The organism is Kitasatospora sp. cg17-2, assembly GCF_054031055.1.
The window spans coordinates 4,861,739-4,883,492 of the sequence record NZ_CM132923.1 but is presented as its reverse complement, the minus strand read 5'-3'; the positions used below and the strand labels follow the sequence as shown (position 1 = coordinate 4,883,492).

Genomic DNA, 21,754 nt, shown 5'->3' with positions numbered 1-21,754 from the left:
TCAGCCGCCCGCCCGCTCAGTCGGCCGCCCGGCGGTCGGCCTCCGGCCTCCGGCGGAGCGCCGGTTCGGTGAGCGCGCGCGGCTGCCAGACCCCGTCCGGGTGGTAGACGTTGGTGCCGGGCGGGACGATCGCGTCGATCCGGTCCAGGGTCGCGTCGTCGAGCACGAGGTCGGCGCCCTTGAGGGCCGCCTCCAGCTGGGGCAGGGTGCGCGGGCCGATGATCACCGAGGTCACCGCCGGGTGCGCGAGCGGGAAGGCCAGGGCGAGTTCGGGCAGGGTGCGGCCGAGGTCCTCGGCGACGGCGGTCAGCTCCTCGACGGCGTCCAGCTTGGCCTGGTTCACCGGCAGCGCCGGGTCGAACCTGGCCGGCATCAGGGCGGCGCGACCGGTGCCCATGTCGATCGGCCGGTTCTTGCGGTAGCGGCCGGTGAGGAAGCCGGAGGCCAGCGGCGACCAGGTCAGCGCCCCCATGCCGAGCCGTCGCACGGTCGGCAGGACGTCCCGCTCGATGCCGCGCGCGAGCAGCGAGTACGGCGGCTGCTCGGTCCGGAAGCGCGGCAGCCCGCGCCGCTCCGCGACGTGGTGGGCCTCGACCAGATCCTCGGCGGGGAAGGTCGAGCAGCCGAAGGCGAGGATCTTTCCGGCCCGCACCAGGTCGCCGAGCACGGCGAGGGTCTCCTCGATGTCCGTGCCGGGGTCGGGCCGGTGCACCTGGTAGAGGTCGATCCGGTCGGTGCGCAGCCGCCGCAGGCTCTCCTCGACCTCGCGGACGATCCACCGGCGGGAGTTGCCGCTCCGGTTGCGGCCCTCGCCCATCGGGAAGTGCACCTTGGTGGCGAGCACGACGTCGTCGCGGTCGCCGCGGGCCTCCAGGGCCTTGCCGACGATCTCCTCGGACTCGCCCCCCGAGTACATGTCGGCGGTGTCGACGAAGTTGATGCCGGCGTCGAGCGCGGCGTGGACGATCCGGGCGCAGTCGTCGTGGTCGGGGTTGCCGATGGCGCCGAACATCATGGTGCCGAGGCAGTAGGTACTGACCTCGATGCCGGTGCCGCCGAGGACGCGGTAGCGCATGGTGGTTCCTCCTGGTTCAGCGGTCGCGGTCGCGGGGTGCCCGCGCCGAGGTCCGGGGTGCCGAGTCGGCCGTGCCGACCTTAGGAGTTGGAGTGCGCTCGAACGCAAGGGGCGCGTCCCCCGGCCGGGGGAGACGGCTCGTCCCGGCGGGCGAGGCGAGGTGCGGCAGGGCACTGCGAGCGTTGGCGCATGACGAGGTCGGGCGGGTGGACGAGTGGGTCGCCGGGGACGGCAGGCCGGGCGGTGGTCGCCTGGGGCGTCGGGTACGCGGTGTTCGGCGCGGCCTGCGCGCTGAGCGGGACTCCGCTGTTCGGCACCGCCGTCGGGCCGGACTGGGCGCTCGTGGTGGTGGGTTCCGCGGCTGCGGCGGCCGGGGCGGCGGCGGGACCCGGTCGGCCGCGGCCGGTGCTGCGGAGAGCGCTCTGGCTGCTCTGCGGGCTGGCCGGGGCGGGCGCGTTCGGCCTGCTGATGGACGTGATCACGCTGCTCCTCGCGCAGGGCGTGGACAGCGGACCGGTGGCGGCGCAGCACGCGCTCGCGGCCCTCGGCGCCGGACTGCTCGCGGTCGCGGCGCGCTCCGGGGCGCCGGCGCGAGTGCCGGCGCGGGCATCGGCGGCGGCATCGGACCGGGAGGTGGGGGCGGCGGCATCGGACCGGACGGCGGGTCCGGCGGGAGCCTCGCGGGCGGTCCGACTCGCCGCCGTCGCCGGGAGTTCGGCCTTCGTCCCGTACATCGCGATGAAGCTGTTCTGGGCGTCCGGCGGCACCTTCGCCGGGCTGAGCGGGGCCGACCTGCGCGCCGCCGCCGAGCGCAACGGCGCTTCCGGACTGTGGCTCACCCTGGACTCCTGGGGGCTGGACCCGACCGCGCTGCTGGCGCTGCTCGGCGTTCTCCTGCTCCAGGGCCTGGTCCGCCCCTGGGGGCTGGTCTTCCCGGGCTGGACCCAGTGGCTGGCCGGCCGCCCGGTCCCGCGCTGGCTCCCGCTGGCCCCGGCCGTCCTGGGAGCGGCCACCCTCGCGCCGTACGGGGTGGTGGGTCTCGGCTGGACGCTGCTGGCCACGGCCGGGGTGGTGGAGGTGCCGCGCGGTGACTTCCCGACCCCGGCGGACACCCTGCTGGTCGCCCGGATCGGACTGGGCGCGTTCGCGCTGTACGGGGTGGCGCTGGCGGTGGCGGCCCGTTCGTACTGGCGCCGCACGGCCTGAACCCGCGTCCGACCGGGTCGTTGCCGAAACAGCAACGAAAGTTGCCTCCCGGGCGGTGGTCGGCGCAGCCTGGCGGTGGAGGTGATCGCGATGAGCGACACACACAGCGACGTGCGCGTCCGGGCCGCCGACGGCGGCTACGACGTGGTGGTGGTCGGCGGTGGCGCCGCCGGGCTGAGCGCGGCCCTGGTCCTGGCCCGGGCCTGCCGCCGGGTGGCCGTGATCGACGCCGGACAGCCGCGCAACGCCCCCGCCGCGCACCTGCGGGGCTTCCTCACCCGCGACGGCATGCCGCCGGGAGAGCTGCTGGCGGCGGGCCGGGCCGAGCTGAGGGGCTACGGAGTGGATCTGCTCGACGGCCGGGTGGACCGGATCGTGCCGGTGCCGGGCGCCGGTGCCCCCGCCTTCGACGGCCCGACCTTCGACGTCCACCCGGCCGACGGCCCGGCCCTGCGGGCCCGCCGGGTGGTGGTCGCCACCGGTCTGCGCGACGGGCTCCCCGAGCTGCCCGGCCTCGCCGCGCGCTGGGGCCGCGACGTGCTGCACTGCCCGTACTGCCACGGCTACGAGGTGCGCGACCGGCCGCTCGGCGTGCTGGGCACCGACCCGGCCTCGGTCGGGCAGGCGCTGCTGCTGCGCCAGTGGTCGGCGGACGTGGTCCTGTTCGCGCACACCCTGGAGCTCTCCGCGGACGACCGGGCCCGGCTCGCCGCCCGCGACGTCCGGGTGGTCGAGGGCGAGGCCGCACGGGTGGCCGTCGTGGACGACCGGCTGCACGGCATCGAACTGGCGGACGGCGCGGTCGTGCCGCGCGAGGCGCTGTTCCTCGTGCCGCGCTTGGAGGCCCGGGACGCCCCGCTGTTCGGCCTGGACTGCGACCGGGACGCGCAGGGCTGGATCGCCACCGACCGGACGGGTCGCACCGGTGTGCCCGGCGTGTGGGCGGTGGGCAACCTCACCGACCCGCGCGCCCAGGTGATCACCGCCGCCGGGGCCGGGTCCGCGGCCGCCGTCGCGCTCAACCACGACCTGGTCGACGAGGACACCGAGCGCGCGCTCGCCGCCGTCACCACCCCGCTCGCCACCGCCGTCCCCGCCGTCCCCGCCGCCGCACCGGCGCGGTGACCACCCACCCCGAAGGAACGGAGTACCCGATGACCGGGCACACCCACCAGCACGGCCACCAGCACGGGCACCAGAACACCCAGCAGCACGGTCACGACCACGGCCACCAGCACGGCCACCAGCACGGCCACGACGGCGACTTCGACTGGGACGCCCTCGCCGTCCACCTGGAGCGCGAGGCCGACCTCCAGTCCCCGGCCGTCACCGAGGCCGCGCACTGGCTGCGCGGTCTGCTGGACGGCACCCCCGTCCAGCGGGTGCTCGACGTGGGCAGCGGGCCCGGAGTGATCGCCGGACTGCTCGCGGACGCCTTCCCGGCCGCCGAGGTGGTGGCGGTCGACCAGTCGGCCGCCCTGCTGGAGCGGGCCCGGATCCGTTCGGTCGGCCGCGTCGGCACCCGACAGGCCGACCTGCCGGAGGACTTCGGCACCCTGGGCAGCGCCGAGCTGATCTGGTCCGGCAACGCGATCCACCATCTCGGCGACCAGCAGGCCGCGTTGACCGCCCTGGCCGGGACGCTGCGCCCCGGCGGTCTGCTGGCCGTCGCCGAGCGCGGCCTGCCCGCCCGCTACCTCCCGCGCGACCTCGGTCTCGGCCGTCCCGGCCTCCAGGCCCGGCTGGACGCGGCGCACGAGGAGGTGTTCGCGCAGATGCGCGAGGCCACGCCCGGCGCGGTCGCGGTCGTGGAGGACTGGCCGGCCATGCTGGCGGAGGCCGGGCTCGTACCGAGCGGCACCCGCACCTTCCTGGTCGACCGTCCGGCCCCGCTGGACACCGCGGCCCGCGAGTTCCTGCACGTCCAACTCTCCCGTCGGCGGGAGCAGTTGGACACCCAGCTGGACGCGGACGACCGGGCGGTCCTGGACGCCCTGCTGGACCGGGAGGCGCCCGCCGGCATCCTGGCCCGGCCGGACGCCTTCTACCTCACCGCGATCACCGTCCACACCGCTCGGGCGGCCGCCGACCGCTAGCGGTTCGGTTCCTCGGCGGGACCGCCGGTCCGGGGCTCACCGGTCCAAGGCTGACCGGTCCGGGGCTGACCGGTCAGCGGCTCACCGGTCCGGCTTGCGGTGCCGTCCGGTGCCCTTGCGCAGCAGCGACACCGGGGTGTCCGCCTGCGGGAACACCGGCCCCGGCGCGGCGTCCGACCCCTGGCGGACGATCAGCGGGTAGGCCTCGGCGTAGTTCTCGGCCACCGCGACCGGCTGCCAGGCGTGGCCGTCCCACTCGACCACGAGGCGCGGCACGTCCTGGAAGAGGTGCGCCGCGCGCCGGGGGCCGGGGGCGAGGGTGATCGCGTCCCTGGTCCCCGGTGCCCGGCGGCGGCGCGCCCGCTCGGCGTACCACTCGGCCAGCGGTTGGTCGGCCGGTGGCCCCTCCTCGGCGTCCATCGTCCGCGCCTCCCTCGGGTATCGGTCGGGGACGGCCAGTCTTCCCGATCCGTCCCCGGCCGGGCGATTCCACGATCGGGTGAAAACGCCTCCGGCGAAGGGGGTTCAGAGTCCTGAGGAGAGCTTGAGGGTGACCGCGCCGGCGATGATCGCGGCGAAGGAGACCAGCTTGGGCAGGGTGATCCGCTCCTTGAAGATCAGCGCGCCGAACACCACCGTGCCGATCGAACCGAGCCCCGTCCAGATCGTGTAGCCGACGCCCACGTCCAGGGTGCGCAGGGCGAGGCTCAGGGTGTAGATGCCGCCCGCGGCGGCGGCCAGGGTGAGTACGGAGGGCCAGAGGCGGGTGAAGCCCTTGGTGGCGTTGGTACCGAGTGCGAAGACGATCTCGAAGACGACGGCGACTGCCAGGTAGGCCCAGGCCATGACGGTTCAACTCCTTGGTGGGGACGCTTGCCGGTGCGGAGGGTCGGAGGGTCGGAGGGTCGGAGGGTCGGAGGGGATTCAGGCGGACGCGGACGCGGGCGCGGTCACGGGCGCGGCGTTCGGTGCGGAGGCGCCGCGGCTGCTCAGCCGGTCGGCGAGCTTGAGGCCGAGCACCCCGCCGATGATGAGGACGAAGGCGAGGGCCTTCCCGGCGTTCATCTCCTCGTCGAAGATCACCGTGCCGAGGACGACCGTGCCGACCGAGCCGATCCCGGTCCACACGGTGTAGCCGACGCCGACGTCGAGGGTGCGCAACGCGAGGCTGAGGAAGAAGATCCCGCCGGCGGCCGCGGCGGCCGTCAGCAGGGACGGGCCCAGTTCGGTGAAGCCGTGGGTGGCGTTGGTGGCGAGGGCGAAGACGACCTCGAAGACGGCGGCGACGAGCAGGTGGATCCAGGCCATGGGACGAGCCCCCCGAGTAGTTGTTGCATGTATGTGCAAGCACTTTCTGCTGGGCAAGAGCATGCATGTACAAGTAAGCTTGTGTCAACCACCCAGCCCGGTCAGGGAGGAACCCCCGTGCCCACCACCCCCGACGTCCCCACCCCTGACGTCCCCGACGGCGCGGCCGACGCCCGGATGTGGAACCGGCTCACCGCGCTGCACGCCCAGGTCGAGGGCCGGCTCGCCACCGTCCTGCAACGGCGGCACGGCCTCGGGCTCTCCGAGTACCGGGCCCTCGGCCTGCTCGCCGAGGCGCCCAAGTCCGAGCTGCGGATGCAGGAGCTCGCCACCGGCCTCGGCCTCAACCAGAGCTCCGTGACCCGGCTGGTCGCGCGCCTCGGTGCCGCCGACTTCACCTACCGGGACCTCTGCCCGGACGACAAGCGCGGCGTCTACACCGTGCTCACCGACGCCGGCCGGACCCGCCACCGGGAGGCCCGCGCCACCTACGAGGAGGCCCTCACCGGCGCTCTCGACGAGGCCGCTGTCGGGTCCCCTGAGCTGGCCCCGCTGCTCGGCGCCGCGCGCGGCGCGCTGGGCTGAACCCGCGTCGGTCGCGTCGGTCGCCCCCCGGACGCGGCTCGGCCGCCCCTCCCGCGAACGGGAGGGGCGGCCGAGCGGTCGTGCCCTGCGCTACTGCTCCGTGCCTGCTGCCCGCCTGCTGCCCGCCTACTCCCCGCCGCCGAAGCGGGCGGACCAGGCGGCCAGGTCCTCGTCCGTGATCTTCGCGAACAGCACCGGCGGCACGGTGAACGGCGTCCCCGCCGGCACCGCGTCCAGCGCCCGGGCCCCGGCCGCGTCCACCCAGTCGAGGGTGCGCGCCGGAGCGTCGGCCGGCAGCGCGAACGCCTCGCGCATCGCCCGCGCCGCCGTCGGGACGAACGGCTCGGACACCACCGCGTACAGGTGGATCAGGTTCATCGCGGTGCGCAGCGTCAGCGCCGCCGCCTCCGGGTCGGTCTTCACCTGGAGCCAGGGCGCCTTCTCGTCCAGGTAGGCGTTGCCCGCGCTCCACAGCGCGCGCAGACTCTGCGTCGCCTTGCGGAAGTTGAGCGCCTCCAGCTGGGTCTCGTAGTCGGCCAGCAGCTCCGCGATCTGCGCGCCCAGCCGCTCCTCGGCCTCGCCTGCCGCGTGCCCGGCGGGCACCTCGTCGCCGAACCGCTTGCGGCTGAACGTCAGCACCCGGTTGACGAAGTTGCCGAGGGTGTCGGCGAGGTCCTTGTTGACCACGGAGGCGAAGAGGTCCCAGGTGAAGCTGGAGTCGTCCGACTCGGGCGCGTGCGCCATCAGGAAGTAGCGCCAGTAGTCGGCCGGCAGCAGCTCCAGCGCGACGTCCGTGAAGATGCCCCGCTTCTGGCTGGTGGAGAACTTCCCGCCGTAGTACGTCAGCCAGTTGAAGGCCTTGACGTAGTCGACCTTCTTCCAGGGGCGGCGCGAGCCGAGGATCGTCGCCGGGAACATCACGGTGTGGAACGGGACGTTGTCCTTGGCCATGAACTCGGTGTAGCGGACGGTCTCGTCGGCCTCGTACCACCAGGACTTCCAGTCCCGCAGCTCGCCGGCCGGAGCCGCGTCCGACCACTCCTTGGTCGCGCCGATGTACTCGATCGGGGCGTCGAACCAGACGTAGAAGACCTTGCCCGAGGCCGCCAGCTCCGGCCACACGTCGGCCGGCACCGGCACGCCCCACTCCAGGTCGCGGGTGATCGCCCGGTCCTGGAGGCCCTCGGTCAGCCACTTGCGGGCGATGGAGGAGGCGAGCACCGGCCACTCGTCGGCGTGCGCGGCGACCCAGTCCTCCACCTGCGCGGTCAGCTTCGACTGGAGCAGGAACAGGTGCGTGGTCTCCCGCACCTCCAGGTCGGCGCTGCCGCTGATCGCCGAGCGCGGCTCCAGCAGGTCGGTGGGGTCGAGCACCCGGGTGCAGTTCTCGCACTGGTCGCCGCGCGCCTTGTCGTAGCCGCAGTGCGGGCAGGTGCCGACGATGTAGCGGTCCGGCAGGAAGCGGCCGTCGGTGTTGGAGTACACCTGGCGGATCGCCCGCTCCTCGATGAAGCCGTTGGCGTGCAGCTCGCGCGCGATCTCCTGGGTGATCTCCCGGTTCTGCGGGGAGGAGCTGCGGCCGAAGTAGTCGAACGACAGCCGGAAGCCGTCGTACACCGCCTTCTGCTGCTCGTGCGCCCGCGCGCAGAACTCGGCCACCGGCAGCCCGGCCTCCTGCGCGGCCAGCTCGGCCGGCGTGCCGTGCTCGTCGGTCGCGCAGATGTAGAGCACGTCGTGGCCGCGCTGCCGCAGATACCGCGAGTAGACGTCCGCAGGCAGCATGGACCCGACCATGTTGCCCAGGTGCTTGATCCCGTTGATGTACGGAAGGGCGCTGGTGATCAGGTGCCGAGCCATCCTCGGATGCTCCGATTTCTCCCGCACGCACCCCTGTCCCGGAGTGCCGTGACAGGCGCAGGCTCTGGGACGGCGGCGGGAACCGGGCACAGTCGCCGACTCCCGGTCGGCCGGCCAGAGCGACGTTCCACTGTGGGCTGCGCAATCCTATCCACGCCGACCCCGTCCCTTCGCTCCCATTTCTCGGGCCCCAAGCACCCCCGCCCGCGCAGGAAGTCGGCCCACCCGACTTCCTGCGCGGCCGACAACTACCAGGGCAGCGGCTCCCGGTCGTGGAAGAGGCCGCCGGTCGGGCCGTCGTCGGGAGGAGTGGCCCGCCACATGTGTGATCCGCATCGCCCAGGGCGAGGTGGCTCTTGGGGACTTGGCTGCGCCAGAGCAGTTCCCGACTGCCGAAAGGTCGTGGTGCGCAGGAAGTCGGACGGGCCGACTTCCTGCGCAGTGTCTGGTCGTCTGTTCGGGCCGCCCCGCACGGGTCGGCCCGAGGTCACGGTGGAAGGGATCTCCAGGGGATATCAGGACCACCGACCAGAGCCGAATGCAGCCGCCGGGCCCGTTCACACGCGGGCCCGGCGACTGCCTGTCCCCACGGTTCGGCCAGAGGGCCTTCGGAAGAGGAACGTCGTCGAACCGGGCGCCCAGGAGCACCTTGGACCAGGTGACGGCAGGCTCTTTGGGGTCCGACTTTCCGGGCGGCTCTGCGATGCCGCCCGTCAGGTGGTCGCGAACGGGGGGCACCGGCCTACCGGTGCTCGCTGGCGAACCGTCCCAGGGTGGGGAAGGTGCCGGTGTCGATGGTGCCGGTCGACTCGTACTGATCGAGTCCCATCGCGAAGAGCGTGCGCCGGTACTGCCACTTGAGGTGCTTGTCCTGCCGCGTGGGGTCGGCGGGCCGCATCAGGGCGAGGAAGAAGAAGCACTTGGCGAGCAGGAAGTCGCCGAGGTGTTCGCTCACCCGCTGGCCGATCAGGGACGCGGTGGTCTCGTCGAGTGCGGTGATGTAGGCGGCGCGCTGTTCCGGGGTGATCGTGTAGCCCTTGCCGCCGCCCTTGAACGCCACGATGTCGAGCGCGGGGTAGACGTCGTAGCCCAGCGGGACGGGCCCGTGGTGCTGCCAGTCGATGATCCCGGCCCGCAGGATGTTGGGCAGGCCGTAGTCGAGATGCCCGTGCACTATCGGAAGCCGGGCCAGCCGGTCGAGCGCGTGCTCGACCGCCTCGTGGACGCGTGGGGTGTCGAAGTCCGGGTTCTCCTCGAAGACCTCTGCCGCGAAGGCCGCTTTCTCGAACCACGGCGTGGCGGGGAGGGGGTGCCTCGCCTGGGCCCGAAGGAGCTCCGATGCGACGGCAGCCGCCGTGCTGATCACCCGGTGGCCGACCCGGCCGTCCCGCCCGGCGTCGGCCAGCGCCTCCTGGTGCAGCGAGGTCTCGCCGATCGCGCGCTCGACGACGAAGCAGCGCCCGTCCTCCGAGCCGCTGTCGACGATCTCCGGCACCGGGTAGCCGAGGCCGGCGGCCAGCCGCTGGAATTCGGCCTCCGAGCGGAGGTCCTCGCCGCCGGTCCGCTTGTAGAACAGGCCGTCGGCGGACCGCCATACCGTGCCCGCGGTGGCGGTTCGGTGCTTCACGAACTTCCAGTTACTCATTCGGTCGTCCTCCCGGGCAGGGCCTGGAGCCGGGGCCGAAAGCTCCGTTGCCCCCTCGCGAGGTGCGAGGGGGCAACGGGACGAGTTGTGGCTAGGCGACGAAGTGGTCGAACTCGCCGGCCTTCACGCCGAGGACGAAGGCGGCCCACTTGCGGGGGGTGGTGCGGACGATGATGGCGTCGTTCTTGGGGTCGCGGAGTTCGACCATGCCGTTGACGGTGCGGATTTCGAGGGCGTCCTCGCCCTCGCCGCCGGGGGCGGCCTTCTGCCAGGTGGTGTCCATGGGGTTGGGCTCCTTCGGGGTGCGGTCGGTGGGTCAGGCGTGGGTGAAGTGGTCGAACTCGCCGCGCTTGACGCCTTCGAGCCAGAGCGCGAACTTCGTGGGGGTGGTGGTGACGATCGATTCGGGGGCGTCGGACTCGCGGATCTCGACGAGCCCTTCGGCGTTGGTGGACACCTCTACCGAGTTCCCGCCGTCCTGCGAGCTGCTGGTCGACTTCTGCCAGGTGCGCGGCATGACTACCTTTCCAATTCCAGTCCGTGCTTGATGTGTTGGATCACTCCCCAGGAATCCCGTTCGGAGTCCGGGAGCGCGGACGTGCCCGCGCTCCCGGGACCCAGTGCGAGTCGGCTGAGGGCTTCGAAGCGGCCTCGGAACGTGTTGACCGTCTCGGGGTGGGCGTAGGAGATCGGAACTCCTGGCGTGTCGATGACCACGGTCGAGAGGGCACGTGAGGCCGGTTCGGTGAGGAGGAAGGGGCCGCTGTACGGCGGTGTCGCCCTGACGCTGAACGGGAAGATCTGGACCGTGACGTTGGGTTTCTCCGCGAGGGCCAGGAGGTGGGCCAACTGGTTCCGCATGATGTGGCGCCCGGCGAACGTCATCAGTAGCGCGGCCTCGTGGACCACGAAGTGGAACGTGGTCGACGTGTCGAGGATCTGTTGGCGTTCGAGGCGGAAACGGACCGTGTCGGCGATCTCATCGTGCGAGAGCGGAGTCTCGCCGGTCCCGAACAGCTGGCGCATGTAGTCCTCGGTCTGGAGCATGCCCGGAATGAGGAAGGTCTCGTAGTTGAGGTAGGCCGCCGTGGTCCAGTGCTCCAGCTCGGCCAGATCGAGGGCGAAGTCGGGGACCTTCCGCTTGTGCCGACTCCACCAGCCCTTGCCATCGCTGGCTCCGATGGCGGCGAGTGTGCGGAGAAACTCTTCATCCGTGCAGCCGTAGAAGGCAGCCAGTGATCGCAGGCGTTCCTCGTCGAGACCGGTGCGGGCGGCTTCGATGTGGTTCAGCTGGGGACCACGGATACCGATGTGGGCTGCCGCGACCTGGACCGGCACATCGGCGTCCAGTCGGAGTCGGCGGATCTCGGTGCCGTACCGTCGCTGCCGCTCGCTGATGTGCGCTCGCAGAGCCAAAGTCCATCCCTTCCCGTGGCACCGGCAGTGTTGCGCGCACGGGTGGGTCCGCGCCAGCCGCTGAGGGCGGATCCGCAGGATCACCCATTCGAGTGGTTGCATTAATGAAGGCCCGAGCCTACCTTGAGTAGCGCAACGCTCACTGATGGTTGATCAGTTTCCCTCAACTGGACTGGAGACAGTCGATGTTGCTTCCGCTCCTGCGCCCCCTCGACGCCGACGCCGACCGCGAATTTCGGGTCGACCTCTTCCCGCCCGCGAGCCTCGACATGGTGGGGGTGGTGCGGCGGCTGTTGCGGGACATGCTGACGGCGACCGGCGCCGATCCGGACGGACCTTGTCTGATCCTCTCCGAACTCCTTGCGAATGCCCTGCTCCACGGCGACGGGGCACCCAGCGTCGCGCTCGTACTCCGTTGCGGACGCCTCTACATCGCCGTCACCGACGGGTCGACCGCCCCGCCCGCCAGACCAGAGCCGGATGTGGCTCGAACGTGCGGTCGGGGGCTTGACCTCGTCGCCGCTTTGGCCGATGACTGGGGTGTGGAACTCATCGGGGTGTGTGGCAAGGCGGTCTGGGCCGTGGCGGCGGTCGATCGCTGATGGCCGTGGTGTTGCTGACCGGCCTGTTGGTGTCGGTGGTCTTCGTCGGGGTGGTGGCGCAGATCATCGCGACCCGTCAGCCGAGGGAACGACGCACCGGCGGAGGGGACTTGGCGCCGCGGAAGGACACCACCTAGCGCTCAGCCCGCCGCGAGCCGCTGCTCCAGCCGCCCCTTCGCGGCCGGCCACTCCTCGCGCAGCATCGAGAAGTACGCGGTGTCCCGCCACACGCCGGTGGCGCGCCGCTTCTCGCGCCGGTGGACGCCCTCGAACTGCGCGCCGAGCCGCTGGATCGCGTTGCGCGAGCGGTCGTTGAGCGCGTCGGTCTTCCAGAACACCCGGCCCATGCCCAGGTCGTCGAAGGCGTGGGTGAGCAGCAGCAGCTTCGACTCGGTGTTGACGGCGGTGCGCCACACGGACCGCGCGTACCAGGTGCCGCCGATCTCGACGAGCTCGTCCTCCGCGTGGAACGCGTAGTAGCCGGTGACGCCGATCGCCCGCCCGCTCGCGAGCTCGATCACGGCGAACTTCACCGCGCTCCCGGCCGCCACCTCGCCGAGGCGGACGTCCAGCATCGCGCCCAACTCCTCCTCCGACGTGGGCGCGCTGAACGGGACCCAGCGCCACACCTCGGGGTCCGGGCCGACGGTGGCCCACAGGTCGGACAGGTGGCGGCGGTCCAGCGGCTCCAGTCGGACGTGGCGGCCGGTGAGGGTGGTGGGGGAAGGAAGCTTCGCGGTCATGATCGAAAGGTAACGCGTGACTGCACTAGATGCAACGGATTATTGCCTTAGTGCAAAAGGGTGCGGGCAAAGGCAGGGCCCCACGGGAAAACCCGCGGGGCCCTGCTCAGGAAGCCGTGAGGCCTAGACGAACGAGTTGATCTGGATCGTCTCGTACCGGCCCGGGCCGACGCCGATGGCAGAGATCGGCGCGCCCGACATCTCCTCCAGCGCCTTCACGTACGCCTGGGCGTTCTTCGGCAGCTCGGCGAAGGTCTTCGCCCCGCTGATGTCCTCGGTCCAGCCGGGGAGGTTCTCGTAGATCGGCTTCGCGTGGTGGAAGTCCGACTGGTTGTACGGCAGCTCCTCGACGCGCTTGCCGTCGATCTCGTACGCGACGCAGACCGGGATCTGCTCCCAGCCGGTCAGCACGTCCAGCTTGGTGAGGAAGAAGTCGGTGAGGCCGTTGACCCGGGTCGCGTAGCGGGCGATCACCGCGTCGAACCAGCCGCAGCGGCGGTCGCGGCCGGTGGTGACACCGCGCTCGCCACCGATCCGGCGCAGCGCCTCGCCGTCCGCGTCGAGCAGCTCGGTCGGGAACGGGCCCGAGCCGACGCGGGTGGTGTACGCCTTCAGGATGCCGATGACCCGGTCGATCTTCGTCGGGCCGATGCCGGCACCGGTGCAGGCACCGCCGGCGGTCGGGTTCGACGAGGTGACGAACGGGTACGTGCCGTGGTCGACGTCCAGCAGGGTGCCCTGGCCGCCCTCCAGCAGGACGACCTTGTTCGCCTTCAGCGCCTCGTCCAGGACGAGCGTGGTGTCGGCCAGGAACGGGCGGAGCTTCTCGGCGTAGCCGAGGTACTCCTGGACCACCAGGTCGGCCGGGATGGCGCGGCGGTTGTAGAGCTTGACCAGCAGCTGGTTCTTGTCGTGCAGCGCCGCTTCGACCTTCTGGATCAGGATCGACTCGTCGAAGAGGTCCTGCACCCGGATGCCGACGCGGTTGATCTTGTCCGCGTAGGTCGGGCCGATGCCGCGGCCGGTGGTGCCGATCCGGCGCTTGCCGAGGAAGCGCTCGGTGACCTTGTCCAGGGTGCGGTGGTACGGCGTGATCAGGTGGGCGTTGCCCGAGATCAGCAGCTTGGAGGTGTCGATGCCGCGCTCGTCGAGCCCGCTGAGCTCGGAGAGCAGCACGCCCGGGTCGATCACGACGCCGTTGCCGATGACCGGCGTGACGTTCGGGCTGAGAATGCCGGAAGGCAGGAGGTGCAGCGCGTACTTCTGGTCGCCGATGACCACCGTGTGACCGGCGTTGTTGCCGCCCTGGTAGCGGACGACGTAGTCGACGGAGCCGCCGAGCAGGTCGGTCGCCTTCCCCTTGCCCTCGTCTCCCCACTGAGCGCCAACGAGCACGAGTGCCGGCACAGGCGTACACCCCTTCCGGTTGGGGCATCCTGCGTAGGCCGCAGTCTGCCCCGAGATAGACGAAGCCCCTGGCGCAATAGCGCAAGGGGCTCTTGCACCGAGAGATTACCTGAGGAAGGACCGGTTGTGTCGTCCCTGTCCACGCCCGCAACCGGCGGCCCGGAGCCGCTTCTCCTGCTCCTCGACCCGGCGGCCCGGCAGTCCGACGGGGAGTCGGTGCGGATCGCGAAGGACGTTCTCTCCGGTGGGACGGACGTCAAGGTGGCCTGTCCGGAGACCCCTTCCGAGCTCGATCGGGTGCTTTCGCACCGGGGTCGGAGGCGACCGGTGGTGATCGGTTCCGACCTCGCGCTGCAACGGGTGCTCCAGGCGCTGTACCGCCAACGGGAGCTGGGCGCCGACCCGGTGGGCCTGGTGCCGGTCGGCCGGCCGGAGGAGCTGGTGGCGGCCCGGGCGCTCGGGGTGCCGGGCGCGCCCGTCGCCGCGGCGCGCGCCGTGCTGACCGGGACGGCCCGGAAGCTGGACCTGTTGGTGGACGACGGCGGTGGGGTGGCGCTCGGCGGGGTGCGGATCTCGGGCGGCGGGACGCGGCGTCCGGGGGGCCGTCCCGGCGGCTGGCGTTCGCTATGGGCGAAACTGGCTGCGGCCGAGCAGGCGACCGCACTCGTCCCGGACCGGACCGGGCCGGGCGCGGGACCGGACGGCGCCGACGGGCCCGGCGGGAGCGTCCGGACGGGGCGGACCGGCACGACCGGCCGACCGGAGCGCGGAGAGTCGGCCAGGGGCGAGCACAGCGCCCGGCTCCGGGTCGAGGCCGACGGCCGGCTGCTCGCCGACGTCCACCGGCCGGTCCGGGTGGTCCAGGTGACCCTGCCCTCCGGCGCGGCCGCGGGCGAGGGCGTGATGGAGATCGTGGTCCGCGCCCCCGGCGCCCTGCTGCGCGCCCGGGCGGCCAGCATCTCGGTGGCGGGCCGGGGCTTCGGCTACGAGGCGGACGGCCGCCCGGTCGGCCCGGTGCGGGCCCGCACCTGGACGGTCCACGCCGGGTGCTGGGGCCTGCTGCTGCCGGTCACCCAGGACGCCGACTAGCTGGCCCTGAGTCACCTCCGGCCCGCCGAGGAGCGTCCCGGCCCCGCCCCTGGGCCGTCCGCGCGGCGCGCGGCCCCGGGTGAGCAGGCTCACGTTGGGCGAACGGCGGACCAACGCCGGGCGAAGCGCCCGCCGCCCGGGGAACACGCCAACGGGCGCGAACCGCAAGGGCAACCGCGTCGCCGCCGAATCCGGGACCGCCGAAATCCGCGCCGGGTAAGGGGTTTTGTCTACGCGCGTTACCCGGAGCGGCCCGCACGACAGCGCCCGCCCGGGGTCCGTGAGGCCGGGCCGACTGTCCTAGACTCGAAGGCGTGCCACGTGGTGACGGAAGACTCAACCACGATCTTCTTCCCGGTGAGAAAGGCCCCCAGGACGCTTGCGGCGTCTTCGGTGTCTGGGCTCCCGGCGAGGAGGTCGCCAAGCTCACGTTCTTCGGCCTTTACGCCCTGCAGCACCGCGGTCAGGAATCCGCGGGCATCGCAGTGAGCAACGGCTCCCAGATTCTCGTCTTCAAGGACATGGGACTTGTCTCCCAGGTCTTCGACGAGGCCTCCCTGGGGTCGTTGCACGGGCATATCGCCGTCGGACACGCCCGCTACTCGACCACCGGTTCCTCGGTCTGGGAGAACGCCCAGCCGACCTTCCGGGCGACCGTCCACGGTTCGCTGGCCCTCGGGCACAACGGAAACCTGGTGAACACCGCCGAACTGGCGGCCATGGTCGCCGAACTCCCCGGCGAGGAGCACGTCTCCCGCTCCGGGCGCTCGGCCGCGACCAACGACACCGACCTGGTGACCGCGCTGCTCGCCGGCCACCCGGACCTCTCCATCGAGGAGACGGCCAAGGTCGTCCTGCCCAAGGTCAAGGGCGCGTTCTCGCTCGTCTTCATGGACGAGAACACGCTCTACGCCGCCCGCGACCCGCAGGGCATCCGCCCGCTGGTCCTGGGCCGGCTGGAGCGCGGCTGGGTCGTCGCCTCCGAGACGGCGGCGCTGGACATCTGCGGCGCCTCCTTCATCCGCGAGGTCGAGCCCGGCGAGCTCATCGCCATCGACGAGAACGGCATGCGGACCTCCCGGTTCGCCGAGGCCAAGCCCAAGGGCTGCGTCTTCGAGTACGTCTACCTCGCCCGCCCCGACACCTCCATCGCCGGCCGCAACGTGCACCTCTCCCGCGTGGAGATGGGCCGTCGCCTGGCCAAGGAGGCCCCGGTCGAGGCCGACCTGGTGATAGCGACGCCCGAGTCCGGGACCCCGGCCGCGATCGGCTACGCCGAGGCCAGCGGGATCCCCTACGGCTCCGGCCTGGTGAAGAACGCCTACGTGGGCCGCACCTTCATCCAGCCCAGCCAGACCATCCGCCAGCTCGGCATCCGGCTGAAGCTGAACCCGCTGCGCGAGGTCATCCAGGGCAAGCGCCTGGTCGTCGTGGACGACTCCATCGTCCGCGGCAACACCCAGCGCGCCCTGGTGAAGATGCTCCGCGAGGCGGGCGCGGCCGAGGTCCACATCCGGATCTCCTCCCCGCCGGTCAAGTGGCCCTGCTTCTTCGGCATCGACTTCGCGACCCGCGCGGAGCTGATCGCCAACGGCATGACCATCGAGGAGATCGGCCGCACCCTCGGCGCGGACTCGCTCTCCTACATCTCGATCGACGGCATGATCGAGGCCACCAAGCAGCCGAAGGACCGGCTCTGCCGGGCCTGCTTCGACGGCGAGTACCCGATGGAGCTGCCCGACCCGGCGCTGCTCGGCAAGCTCCTGCTGGAGGCCGAGATCAAGGGCGGCCAGCAGGCCCCCGCGGTCCGCGGCAAGCCGACCAGCGGCAGCGACCTGGACGGCGTCCAGTCGCTGCTCGGCGGGGCGGGCGCGGCCGACGCGCTGCGCCGCCCGTAAGAACCCTCGGTGGGGTCCCGCGATCCGGGACCCCACCGCTGTTCCGTCCCCCACCACAGACCCGAAAGGGCCGCACAGCAGTGACTACCGACCAGAACGGTGCCACCTACGCCGCCGCCGGCGTCGACATCGAGGCGGGCGACCGCGCCGTCGAGCTCATGAAGCAGTGGGTGAAGAAGGCCAACCGCCCCGAGGTGGTCGGCGGTCTCGGCGGCTTCGCCGGCCTCTTCGACGTCTCCGCCTTCAAGAACTACGAGCGGCCGCTGCTGGCCTCGGCCACCGACGGGGTGGGCACCAAGGTCGCCATCGCGGCCGCCATGGACAAGCACGACACGATCGGCCACGACCTGGTCGGCATGGTCGTCGACGACATCGTGGTCTGCGGCGCCGAGCCGCTGTTCATGACCGACTACATCTGCGTCGGCAAGGTCGTCCCGGAGCGGGTCGCCGCGATCGTCAAGGGCATCGCCGAGGGCTGCGCCCTGGCCGGCTGCGCCCTGGTCGGCGGCGAGACCGCCGAGCACCCGGGCCTGCTCGGGCCGGACGAGTACGACGTCGCGGGCGCCGGCACCGGTGTGGTCGAGGCGGACGCGCTGCTGGGCGCCGAGCGCGTCCGGGCCGGTGACGTGGTCATCGCGATGGCCGCCTCCGGCCTGCACTCCAACGGCTACTCGCTGGTCCGCCACGTGCTGCTGAACCAGGCCGGCTGGAAGCTCGACCGCAAGGTCGAGGAGTTCGGCCGCACCCTCGGCGAGGAGCTGCTGGAGCCGACCCGGATCTACTCGCTGGACTGCCTGGCGCTGATCCGGGCCACCGAGGTGCACGCCTTCTCGCACGTCACCGGTGGCGGCCTGGCGGCCAACCTGGCCCGGGTGATCCCGGCCGGGCTGCACGCCCGCCTGGACCGCGGCACCTGGACCCCGCTGCCGGTCTTCCGGACCGTCGCCGAGGTCGGCAAGGTGGCGACCCTGGAGATCGAGAAGACGCTCAACATGGGCGTCGGCATGGTCGCGGTCGTCCCGGCGCACTCGGTGGACACCGTGCTGTCGGTCCTGGAGGACCGCGGCGTGGAGTCCTGGGTGCTGGGCGACATCGTCGACCGGACCGCCGAGCACGCGGACGGCGCGGCCCTCTACAACGCCTACGAGGGCTTCGTGGCCGGCTGAGGCACGGGAACGCGAACGCGAGGAGGCCCCGTCGGCAGCGCGCCGGCGGGGCCTTCGTGCAGGGTCTTCGCGCGGGGTCCTCGGGCAGGGCCCTGGCGGGCTCCTCGGGCAGGGCCCGGGTGGGGCCGCCGGGGCCTCCGGAGGGGTGCTCCGCAGAGTGCGGGAACGCCGAAGACCGGCCTGGTGCGCTGGGCACCTGGCCGGTCCGGGTCAGACTGGGAGACTACGCGCGACGGCGGGCCTGGGAAGGCCCGGTACCCGATTCCGCGTCGTCGTCCTCGTCGTCATCGGCGTAACGAGCCGCGTACTCCGCGTACGGGTCGTCATCGTCCTCCTCGTCCTCCTCGATCGGCTCCGGCTCGATCGGGGAGGTGGAGGGCGATACGCCCAGCTCGCTGGAGAGACGATTGGCGTCGAACCCGCCGCTGTTGTACTTCAGCTCGCGGGCGACCTTCGTCTGCTTGGCCTTGGCCCGGCCGCGCCCCATGGGTCGACCCCCTCAACGATGGGGCTCACGGCCCCGAGTCTGACACGTGTTCATGATCAAGAGCGGCCTGCCCGAATGGGGAGGACCGTCCCTTGGAGCATTAACGGTACCTGTTTCTGCCGCTGGACGGTACGTCGTCGGTGTGACGTGGCGCGCACCGGCCGCACCCGCGACCAGGTCGTCCCAGGTCAAGGGAGGTTTTGCGGCTTTCTGCACGCTGTCCGGAGGTGTCTCGGGTCCGTTGTTCCCGGATCGATTATCCCCCCTAGGGGGGCTTCGGATCACCCGATCGGAGGCAGAATCGAGAATCCGGTTCCACATCGTGATGCGCGGGGGACGGCGCCCGGCCGTCCCCCGCGCACCCCGGTCCGGATCAGGCCCGGCGGGCGCCCGGCAGCAGCACCGAACGCAGCGCGCTGATCTCGCGCATCCGCTTCTCCGCGAGACGGTCGGCCGCGACGGCCGGCGGCACGCCGTCGGCGGCGGCCCGGGTGAAGATCTCCAGGGTGGTGTCGAAGATCTTCGTCGCCTTGTTCTTGGCGCGCTCGAAGTTGAAGCCGTCGATCTCGTCGGCGACCTGGATGACACCGCCGGAGTTCACCAGGTAGTCCGGGGCGTAGAGCAGGCCGCGGTCGGCGAGGTCCTTCTCGACGCCCGGGTGGGCCAGCTGGTTGTTCGCGGCGCCGCAGACCACGGAGGTGCCGAACTCGCCCAGCGCGGCCACGGTGTCGTCGGTCAGGGCGCCACCGAGCGCGCAGGGGGCGTAGACGTCCAGCTTGGCCTGGAGCAGCGCGGCGGTGTCGGCGACGACCTCCACCTCCGGGTGAGCGGCCCGCACGCGGTTGACGGCGGCCTCGAAGGGGTCGGTGACGACCACGACGGCGCCGTCCGCGACCAGGTGGCCGACGAGGTAGTGGCCGACCTTGCCGACGCCGGCGACGCCGACCCGCTTGCCGCGCAGGGTCGGCTGGCCCCAGCGGGCCTGGGCGGAGGCGCGCATGCCCTGGAAGACGCCGAAGGCGGTCAGGATCGAGGAGTCGCCGGCGCCGCCGTTCTCGGGCGAGCGGCCGGTGACGAACTCGGTCTCGCGCGCCACGACGTCCATGTCCTGGACGTAGGTGCCCACGTCGCAGGCGGTGATGTAGCGGCCGCGCAGCGACTCGACGAAGCGGCCGTAGGCGCGGAGCATCGCCTCGTTCTTGTCCTTGTTCGGGTCGCCGATGATGACGGCCTTGCCGCCGCCGAGGTCGAGGCCGGCGAGCGCGTTCTTGTAGGACATGCCGCGGGAGAGGTTGAGCGCGTCCTCCAGCGCCGCCTCCTCGGAGGCGTACGGGAAGAACCGGGTGCCGCCGAGGGCCGGGCCGAGGGCGGTGGAGTGGACGGCGATGATCGCCTTCAGTCCGGAGGAGCGGTCGTGGCAGAGCACGACCTGCTCGTGGCCGTCGCCGGTGGCGCCGTCCTGGGAGTTGCCGAAGATCCTGCCGAGCACGCCGGGTGCGGGGTGCGTGGTGGCGGCGGTCTGTACGTCGGTCACTGTGGTGACTCCAGTATTCGAGGCCCGCTGCTGTGGTGCGGGCGCCTAAGGCGAAGCGTAGTCGCGCGGGCCGCGCCGGTCGGCCCCCTTGGCGAAGCTCGGTACCACTGTCCGAATGCTGGGACGGCAGGGCCGCCATCAGCCCGTTCGCGCACTTCGGGTGCGTCCGCGAACGGGCCGCCGCAGGACCGGTCCGACCGGCCACTCCCGGGCGACGGGGGGTGCGTGGGACGATGCGGGACGTGACCGTCGTCCGTACCTCCGTGCTGCCGCCCTACGCCGCGCACCTGCGGGTCTACGAGCCGCTGGCCGCCTACCCCGAACCCGAACGGGCGCGCTGGCAGGCCTACGCGGCGGAGCACGGTCCCGACGCGCCCGAGGCGGGCCGCTCGGTGGCCGCGGCGGCCCTCGCGGAGCAGCGCTCGGCCCTGGCCGAGCTGATCGGCCGGACCCCGCGGGCGCTGCCGGACCGGGAGGCCGAGCGGGCCTTCGTCCGGCTCGTGGACGGGGTGCTGTACGTCTGCCCCTGGGCGACCAGGCTGCGCACGTGGCAGGCGCTGGAGGAGCTGCGGGCGGGGGCCCCGGTGGCGCTGCTGGACACCGCGCTGCCGCCGGCCACCCGGGAGGTGGCGGAGACGGACCGGGAGCGCTGGCGGGCCGAGCACCCGGACGCCCGGCCGTGGATCCTCACCAACCGCTGGGAGGTGCCGGTGCGGTGGTTCCTCCCGTTCGGGGACGAGGATCGATGCTTCGTTCCCGCAGAGAGGGGGGAGAAGGGGGAGGAAGGGGAACGGGGGGACGGGGCGTCACTGTTCTATCTGACGCCCATGGCGCAGGCGCGCCGCCGAGTGGCCCGGGCGTACCGGGCGCTGCGCGAGGCGGTGCCGGAAGGGGAGCTGGTGCGGGGGGCGGAGCAGGTCGGGCGGTGGCTGGAGGAGTTCCATCCGCGGTCGCTGGTGGAGCTGGACTACGGGGGGCTGGTGCATCTGCTGGGGCCGGAGCGGCTGTTGGCGGACCGTTCGGCGGGAGAGCTGGAGGACGGGCTGCGGGCGCTGCGGGCGGGGGACGAGGCGGAGGCGCTGCGCGCGTACGAGGCGCTGACCGTGCGCTGGCGGCGGGTGCTGGCGCTGCGCCACGCGAACTGAGCGGCCGGAGCCGGCGGGAGGGCCGGTCCTGGGCGGCGTCGTCGCTGGCCGGTGGGGGTGTCGGTGGTACTTGTAAGACTGTAAGAGTCCTACGGCCCGAGCCGCATGACCAAGGTCCTGGTTCGGGTCAATACCTACCGAACGTGACACTACTCACCGTTGACGCGAACTTACCCCTATGTGCAAAAATGGGACAACCAGCCCAACTTCACGTGAGCGTGCCCACTTTTGGGTGGTTCTGGAGTCGATGTGCGCTTTGCGGGAAAACGGCGGGTCTGGTCCGCTCGTAACCGAATGTCACTATAAGGTGACTGCCCGTTATGGGGTGGTCCATTGCCATCCGTCGGCCTTGAACCCGTGAGGGGTCAATTTTGGCGGTTTGGTCGATAGGGCTGGACGGATGGTGTAGTTGTAGACACCAGGACAAGCCGTTCGTCCTATAACCGACTCGGCCCGTCTATGCCATTTCGGGCATCGCGGGCCAAGGTGCAGAAT

The 21,754-nt window shown here is 72.0% G+C and carries 23 protein-coding genes; 10 read left to right on the top strand and 13 right to left on the bottom strand.

Features of this window, described 5'->3' with window-relative positions; all coding sequences use genetic code 11:
- Positions 1–16 precede the first annotated feature (16 nt).
- Complete coding sequence (locus tag ACW14Y_RS20650) at positions 17–1,075, bottom strand: aldo/keto reductase (protein WP_456982848.1); 1,059 nt, start codon at positions 1,073–1,075, stop codon at positions 17–19.
- Positions 1,076–1,264: 189 nt separating this feature from the next.
- Between ACW14Y_RS20650 and ACW14Y_RS20645 the strand changes: the two genes are divergently transcribed.
- From ACW14Y_RS20645 to ACW14Y_RS20635, 3 genes are all read left to right on the top strand, one after another.
- Entirely contained in the window at positions 1,265–2,281 is a 1,017-nt protein-coding gene (locus ACW14Y_RS20645) for a hypothetical protein (RefSeq protein ID WP_456982846.1), read from the top strand.
- Positions 2,282–2,371: 90 nt separating this feature from the next.
- Positions 2,372–3,406, top strand: coding sequence for an NAD(P)/FAD-dependent oxidoreductase (locus tag ACW14Y_RS20640; RefSeq protein WP_456982844.1), 1,035 nt, complete (start codon positions 2,372–2,374; stop codon positions 3,404–3,406).
- A gap of 29 nt (positions 3,407–3,435) precedes the next feature.
- Positions 3,436–4,377, top strand: coding sequence for a class I SAM-dependent methyltransferase (locus ACW14Y_RS20635; protein ID WP_402723082.1), 942 nt, complete (start codon positions 3,436–3,438; stop codon positions 4,375–4,377).
- An 81-nt stretch (positions 4,378–4,458) separates the two neighbouring features.
- On the opposite strand, the gene ACW14Y_RS20630 is transcribed toward ACW14Y_RS20635, so the two are convergent.
- The 3 genes from ACW14Y_RS20630 to ACW14Y_RS20620 form a co-directional block, all read right to left on the bottom strand.
- The gene (locus ACW14Y_RS20630; RefSeq protein ID WP_380310803.1) at positions 4,459–4,797 is read right to left on the bottom strand and encodes a DUF6087 family protein; all 339 of its coding nucleotides are present in this window, start codon (positions 4,795–4,797) and stop codon (positions 4,459–4,461) included.
- Positions 4,798–4,902: 105 nt separating this feature from the next.
- Entirely contained in the window at positions 4,903–5,223 is a 321-nt protein-coding gene (locus ACW14Y_RS20625; RefSeq protein ID WP_266270456.1) for a DMT family transporter, read from the bottom strand.
- A gap of 78 nt (positions 5,224–5,301) precedes the next feature.
- Positions 5,302–5,685, bottom strand: a complete 384-nt coding sequence (locus ACW14Y_RS20620) for a DMT family transporter (RefSeq protein ID WP_380442952.1) — start codon at positions 5,683–5,685, stop codon at positions 5,302–5,304.
- A 117-nt stretch (positions 5,686–5,802) separates the two neighbouring features.
- On the opposite strand from ACW14Y_RS20620, the gene ACW14Y_RS20615 reads away from it, so the two are divergent.
- Positions 5,803–6,270: a MarR family winged helix-turn-helix transcriptional regulator gene (locus ACW14Y_RS20615; RefSeq protein ID WP_456982840.1), complete on the top strand. Its 468-nt coding sequence runs from the start codon at positions 5,803–5,805 to the stop codon at positions 6,268–6,270.
- Positions 6,271–6,396: 126 nt separating this feature from the next.
- On the opposite strand, the gene metG is transcribed toward ACW14Y_RS20615, so the two are convergent.
- The 5 genes from metG to ACW14Y_RS20590 all read right to left on the bottom strand — a co-directional run bounded on the left by metG (position 6,397) and on the right by ACW14Y_RS20590 (position 11,188).
- Entirely contained in the window at positions 6,397–8,127 is a 1,731-nt protein-coding gene (metG, locus tag ACW14Y_RS20610; protein WP_380385073.1) for a methionine--tRNA ligase, read from the bottom strand.
- Positions 8,128–8,869: 742 nt separating this feature from the next.
- On the bottom strand, positions 8,870–9,772 hold the full coding sequence (locus ACW14Y_RS20605; RefSeq protein ID WP_456982838.1) for a phosphotransferase: 903 nt from the start codon (positions 9,770–9,772) through the stop codon (positions 8,870–8,872).
- A gap of 91 nt (positions 9,773–9,863) precedes the next feature.
- On the bottom strand, positions 9,864–10,055 hold the full coding sequence (locus tag ACW14Y_RS20600; RefSeq protein WP_030392270.1) for a DUF397 domain-containing protein: 192 nt from the start codon (positions 10,053–10,055) through the stop codon (positions 9,864–9,866).
- A gap of 33 nt (positions 10,056–10,088) precedes the next feature.
- On the bottom strand, positions 10,089–10,289 hold the full coding sequence (locus ACW14Y_RS20595) for a DUF397 domain-containing protein (RefSeq protein WP_030392269.1): 201 nt from the start codon (positions 10,287–10,289) through the stop codon (positions 10,089–10,091).
- A 2-nt stretch (positions 10,290–10,291) separates the two neighbouring features.
- Positions 10,292–11,188, bottom strand: coding sequence for a helix-turn-helix domain-containing protein (locus tag ACW14Y_RS20590; protein WP_456982835.1), 897 nt, complete (start codon positions 11,186–11,188; stop codon positions 10,292–10,294).
- Positions 11,189–11,373: 185 nt separating this feature from the next.
- Here ACW14Y_RS20590 and ACW14Y_RS20585 point away from each other — a divergent pair, with 185 nt between their 5' ends.
- On the top strand, positions 11,374–11,790 hold the full coding sequence (locus ACW14Y_RS20585; RefSeq protein WP_456982833.1) for an ATP-binding protein: 417 nt from the start codon (positions 11,374–11,376) through the stop codon (positions 11,788–11,790).
- Positions 11,790–11,927 (top strand): hypothetical protein, encoded by a 138-nt coding sequence (locus tag ACW14Y_RS20580; RefSeq protein WP_380310966.1) that lies wholly within the window; start codon positions 11,790–11,792, stop codon positions 11,925–11,927. The genes ACW14Y_RS20585 and ACW14Y_RS20580 overlap by 1 nt, the downstream gene beginning before the upstream one ends.
- Before the next feature lie 3 nt (positions 11,928–11,930).
- Here the strand turns inward: ACW14Y_RS20580 and ACW14Y_RS20575 are convergent, their stop codons facing one another.
- Positions 11,931–12,533 carry a GNAT family N-acetyltransferase gene (locus tag ACW14Y_RS20575; protein ID WP_380385065.1) on the bottom strand — a complete coding sequence of 201 codons (603 nt, stop codon included), beginning with the start codon at positions 12,531–12,533 and terminating at the stop codon, positions 11,931–11,933.
- Between the two features lie 123 nt (positions 12,534–12,656).
- On the bottom strand, positions 12,657–13,940 hold the full coding sequence (locus ACW14Y_RS20570) for an adenylosuccinate synthase (protein WP_030392265.1): 1,284 nt from the start codon (positions 13,938–13,940) through the stop codon (positions 12,657–12,659).
- A gap of 330 nt (positions 13,941–14,270) precedes the next feature.
- Between ACW14Y_RS20570 and ACW14Y_RS20565 the strand changes: the two genes are divergently transcribed.
- The 3 genes from ACW14Y_RS20565 to purM all read left to right on the top strand — a co-directional run bounded on the left by ACW14Y_RS20565 (position 14,271) and on the right by purM (position 18,093).
- Positions 14,271–15,029, top strand: coding sequence for a diacylglycerol kinase (locus tag ACW14Y_RS20565; RefSeq protein WP_456982830.1), 759 nt, complete (start codon positions 14,271–14,273; stop codon positions 15,027–15,029).
- 314 nt (positions 15,030–15,343) lie between these two features.
- Entirely contained in the window at positions 15,344–16,927 is a 1,584-nt protein-coding gene (purF, locus tag ACW14Y_RS20560) for an amidophosphoribosyltransferase (RefSeq protein ID WP_030306023.1), read from the top strand.
- 80 nt (positions 16,928–17,007) lie between these two features.
- Complete coding sequence (purM, locus tag ACW14Y_RS20555) at positions 17,008–18,093, top strand: phosphoribosylformylglycinamidine cyclo-ligase (protein WP_266270439.1); 1,086 nt, start codon at positions 17,008–17,010, stop codon at positions 18,091–18,093.
- 223 nt (positions 18,094–18,316) lie between these two features.
- Here the strand turns inward: purM and ACW14Y_RS20550 are convergent, their stop codons facing one another.
- Positions 18,317–18,580 (bottom strand): DUF3073 domain-containing protein, encoded by a 264-nt coding sequence (locus ACW14Y_RS20550; RefSeq protein WP_266270437.1) that lies wholly within the window; start codon positions 18,578–18,580, stop codon positions 18,317–18,319.
- 373 nt (positions 18,581–18,953) lie between these two features.
- On the bottom strand, positions 18,954–20,069 hold the full coding sequence (locus ACW14Y_RS20545; RefSeq protein WP_266271765.1) for a Glu/Leu/Phe/Val dehydrogenase dimerization domain-containing protein: 1,116 nt from the start codon (positions 20,067–20,069) through the stop codon (positions 18,954–18,956).
- Positions 20,070–20,347: 278 nt separating this feature from the next.
- Here ACW14Y_RS20545 and ACW14Y_RS20540 point away from each other — a divergent pair, with 278 nt between their 5' ends.
- Positions 20,348–21,259, top strand: coding sequence for a hypothetical protein (locus tag ACW14Y_RS20540; protein WP_380385059.1), 912 nt, complete (start codon positions 20,348–20,350; stop codon positions 21,257–21,259).
- The last annotated feature ends 495 nt before the right edge of the window (positions 21,260–21,754 follow it).

Excerpts from the sequence above, each read along its gene's own strand:
- ACW14Y_RS20635 (WP_402723082.1), top strand. The coding sequence starts at position 3,436 with ATGACCGGGCACACCCACCAGCACGGCCACCAGCACGGGCACCAGAAC.
- ACW14Y_RS20580 (WP_380310966.1), top strand. The coding sequence starts at position 11,790 with ATGGCCGTGGTGTTGCTGACCGGCCTGTTGGTGTCGGTGGTCTTCGTC.
- ACW14Y_RS20625 (WP_266270456.1), bottom strand. The coding sequence starts at position 5,223 with ATGGCCTGGGCCTACCTGGCAGTCGCCGTCGTCTTCGAGATCGTCTTC.
- ACW14Y_RS20630 (WP_380310803.1), bottom strand. The coding sequence starts at position 4,797 with ATGGACGCCGAGGAGGGGCCACCGGCCGACCAACCGCTGGCCGAGTGG.
- ACW14Y_RS20650 (WP_456982848.1), bottom strand. The coding sequence starts at position 1,075 with ATGCGCTACCGCGTCCTCGGCGGCACCGGCATCGAGGTCAGTACCTAC.
- ACW14Y_RS20620 (WP_380442952.1), bottom strand. The coding sequence starts at position 5,685 with ATGGCCTGGATCCACCTGCTCGTCGCCGCCGTCTTCGAGGTCGTCTTC.
- ACW14Y_RS20645 (WP_456982846.1), top strand. The coding sequence starts at position 1,265 with ATGACGAGGTCGGGCGGGTGGACGAGTGGGTCGCCGGGGACGGCAGGC.
- metG (WP_380385073.1), bottom strand. The coding sequence starts at position 8,127 with ATGGCTCGGCACCTGATCACCAGCGCCCTTCCGTACATCAACGGGATC.
- ACW14Y_RS20550 (WP_266270437.1), bottom strand. The coding sequence starts at position 18,580 with ATGGGGCGCGGCCGGGCCAAGGCCAAGCAGACGAAGGTCGCCCGCGAG.
- ACW14Y_RS20600 (WP_030392270.1), bottom strand. The coding sequence starts at position 10,055 with ATGGACACCACCTGGCAGAAGGCCGCCCCCGGCGGCGAGGGCGAGGAC.
- ACW14Y_RS20540 (WP_380385059.1), top strand. The coding sequence starts at position 20,348 with ATGCGGGACGTGACCGTCGTCCGTACCTCCGTGCTGCCGCCCTACGCC.
- ACW14Y_RS20575 (WP_380385065.1), bottom strand. The coding sequence starts at position 12,533 with ATGACCGCGAAGCTTCCTTCCCCCACCACCCTCACCGGCCGCCACGTC.
- ACW14Y_RS20595 (WP_030392269.1), bottom strand. The coding sequence starts at position 10,289 with ATGCCGCGCACCTGGCAGAAGTCGACCAGCAGCTCGCAGGACGGCGGG.
- ACW14Y_RS20640 (WP_456982844.1), top strand. The coding sequence starts at position 2,372 with ATGAGCGACACACACAGCGACGTGCGCGTCCGGGCCGCCGACGGCGGC.
- ACW14Y_RS20605 (WP_456982838.1), bottom strand. The coding sequence starts at position 9,772 with ATGAGTAACTGGAAGTTCGTGAAGCACCGAACCGCCACCGCGGGCACG.
- ACW14Y_RS20585 (WP_456982833.1), top strand. The coding sequence starts at position 11,374 with ATGTTGCTTCCGCTCCTGCGCCCCCTCGACGCCGACGCCGACCGCGAA.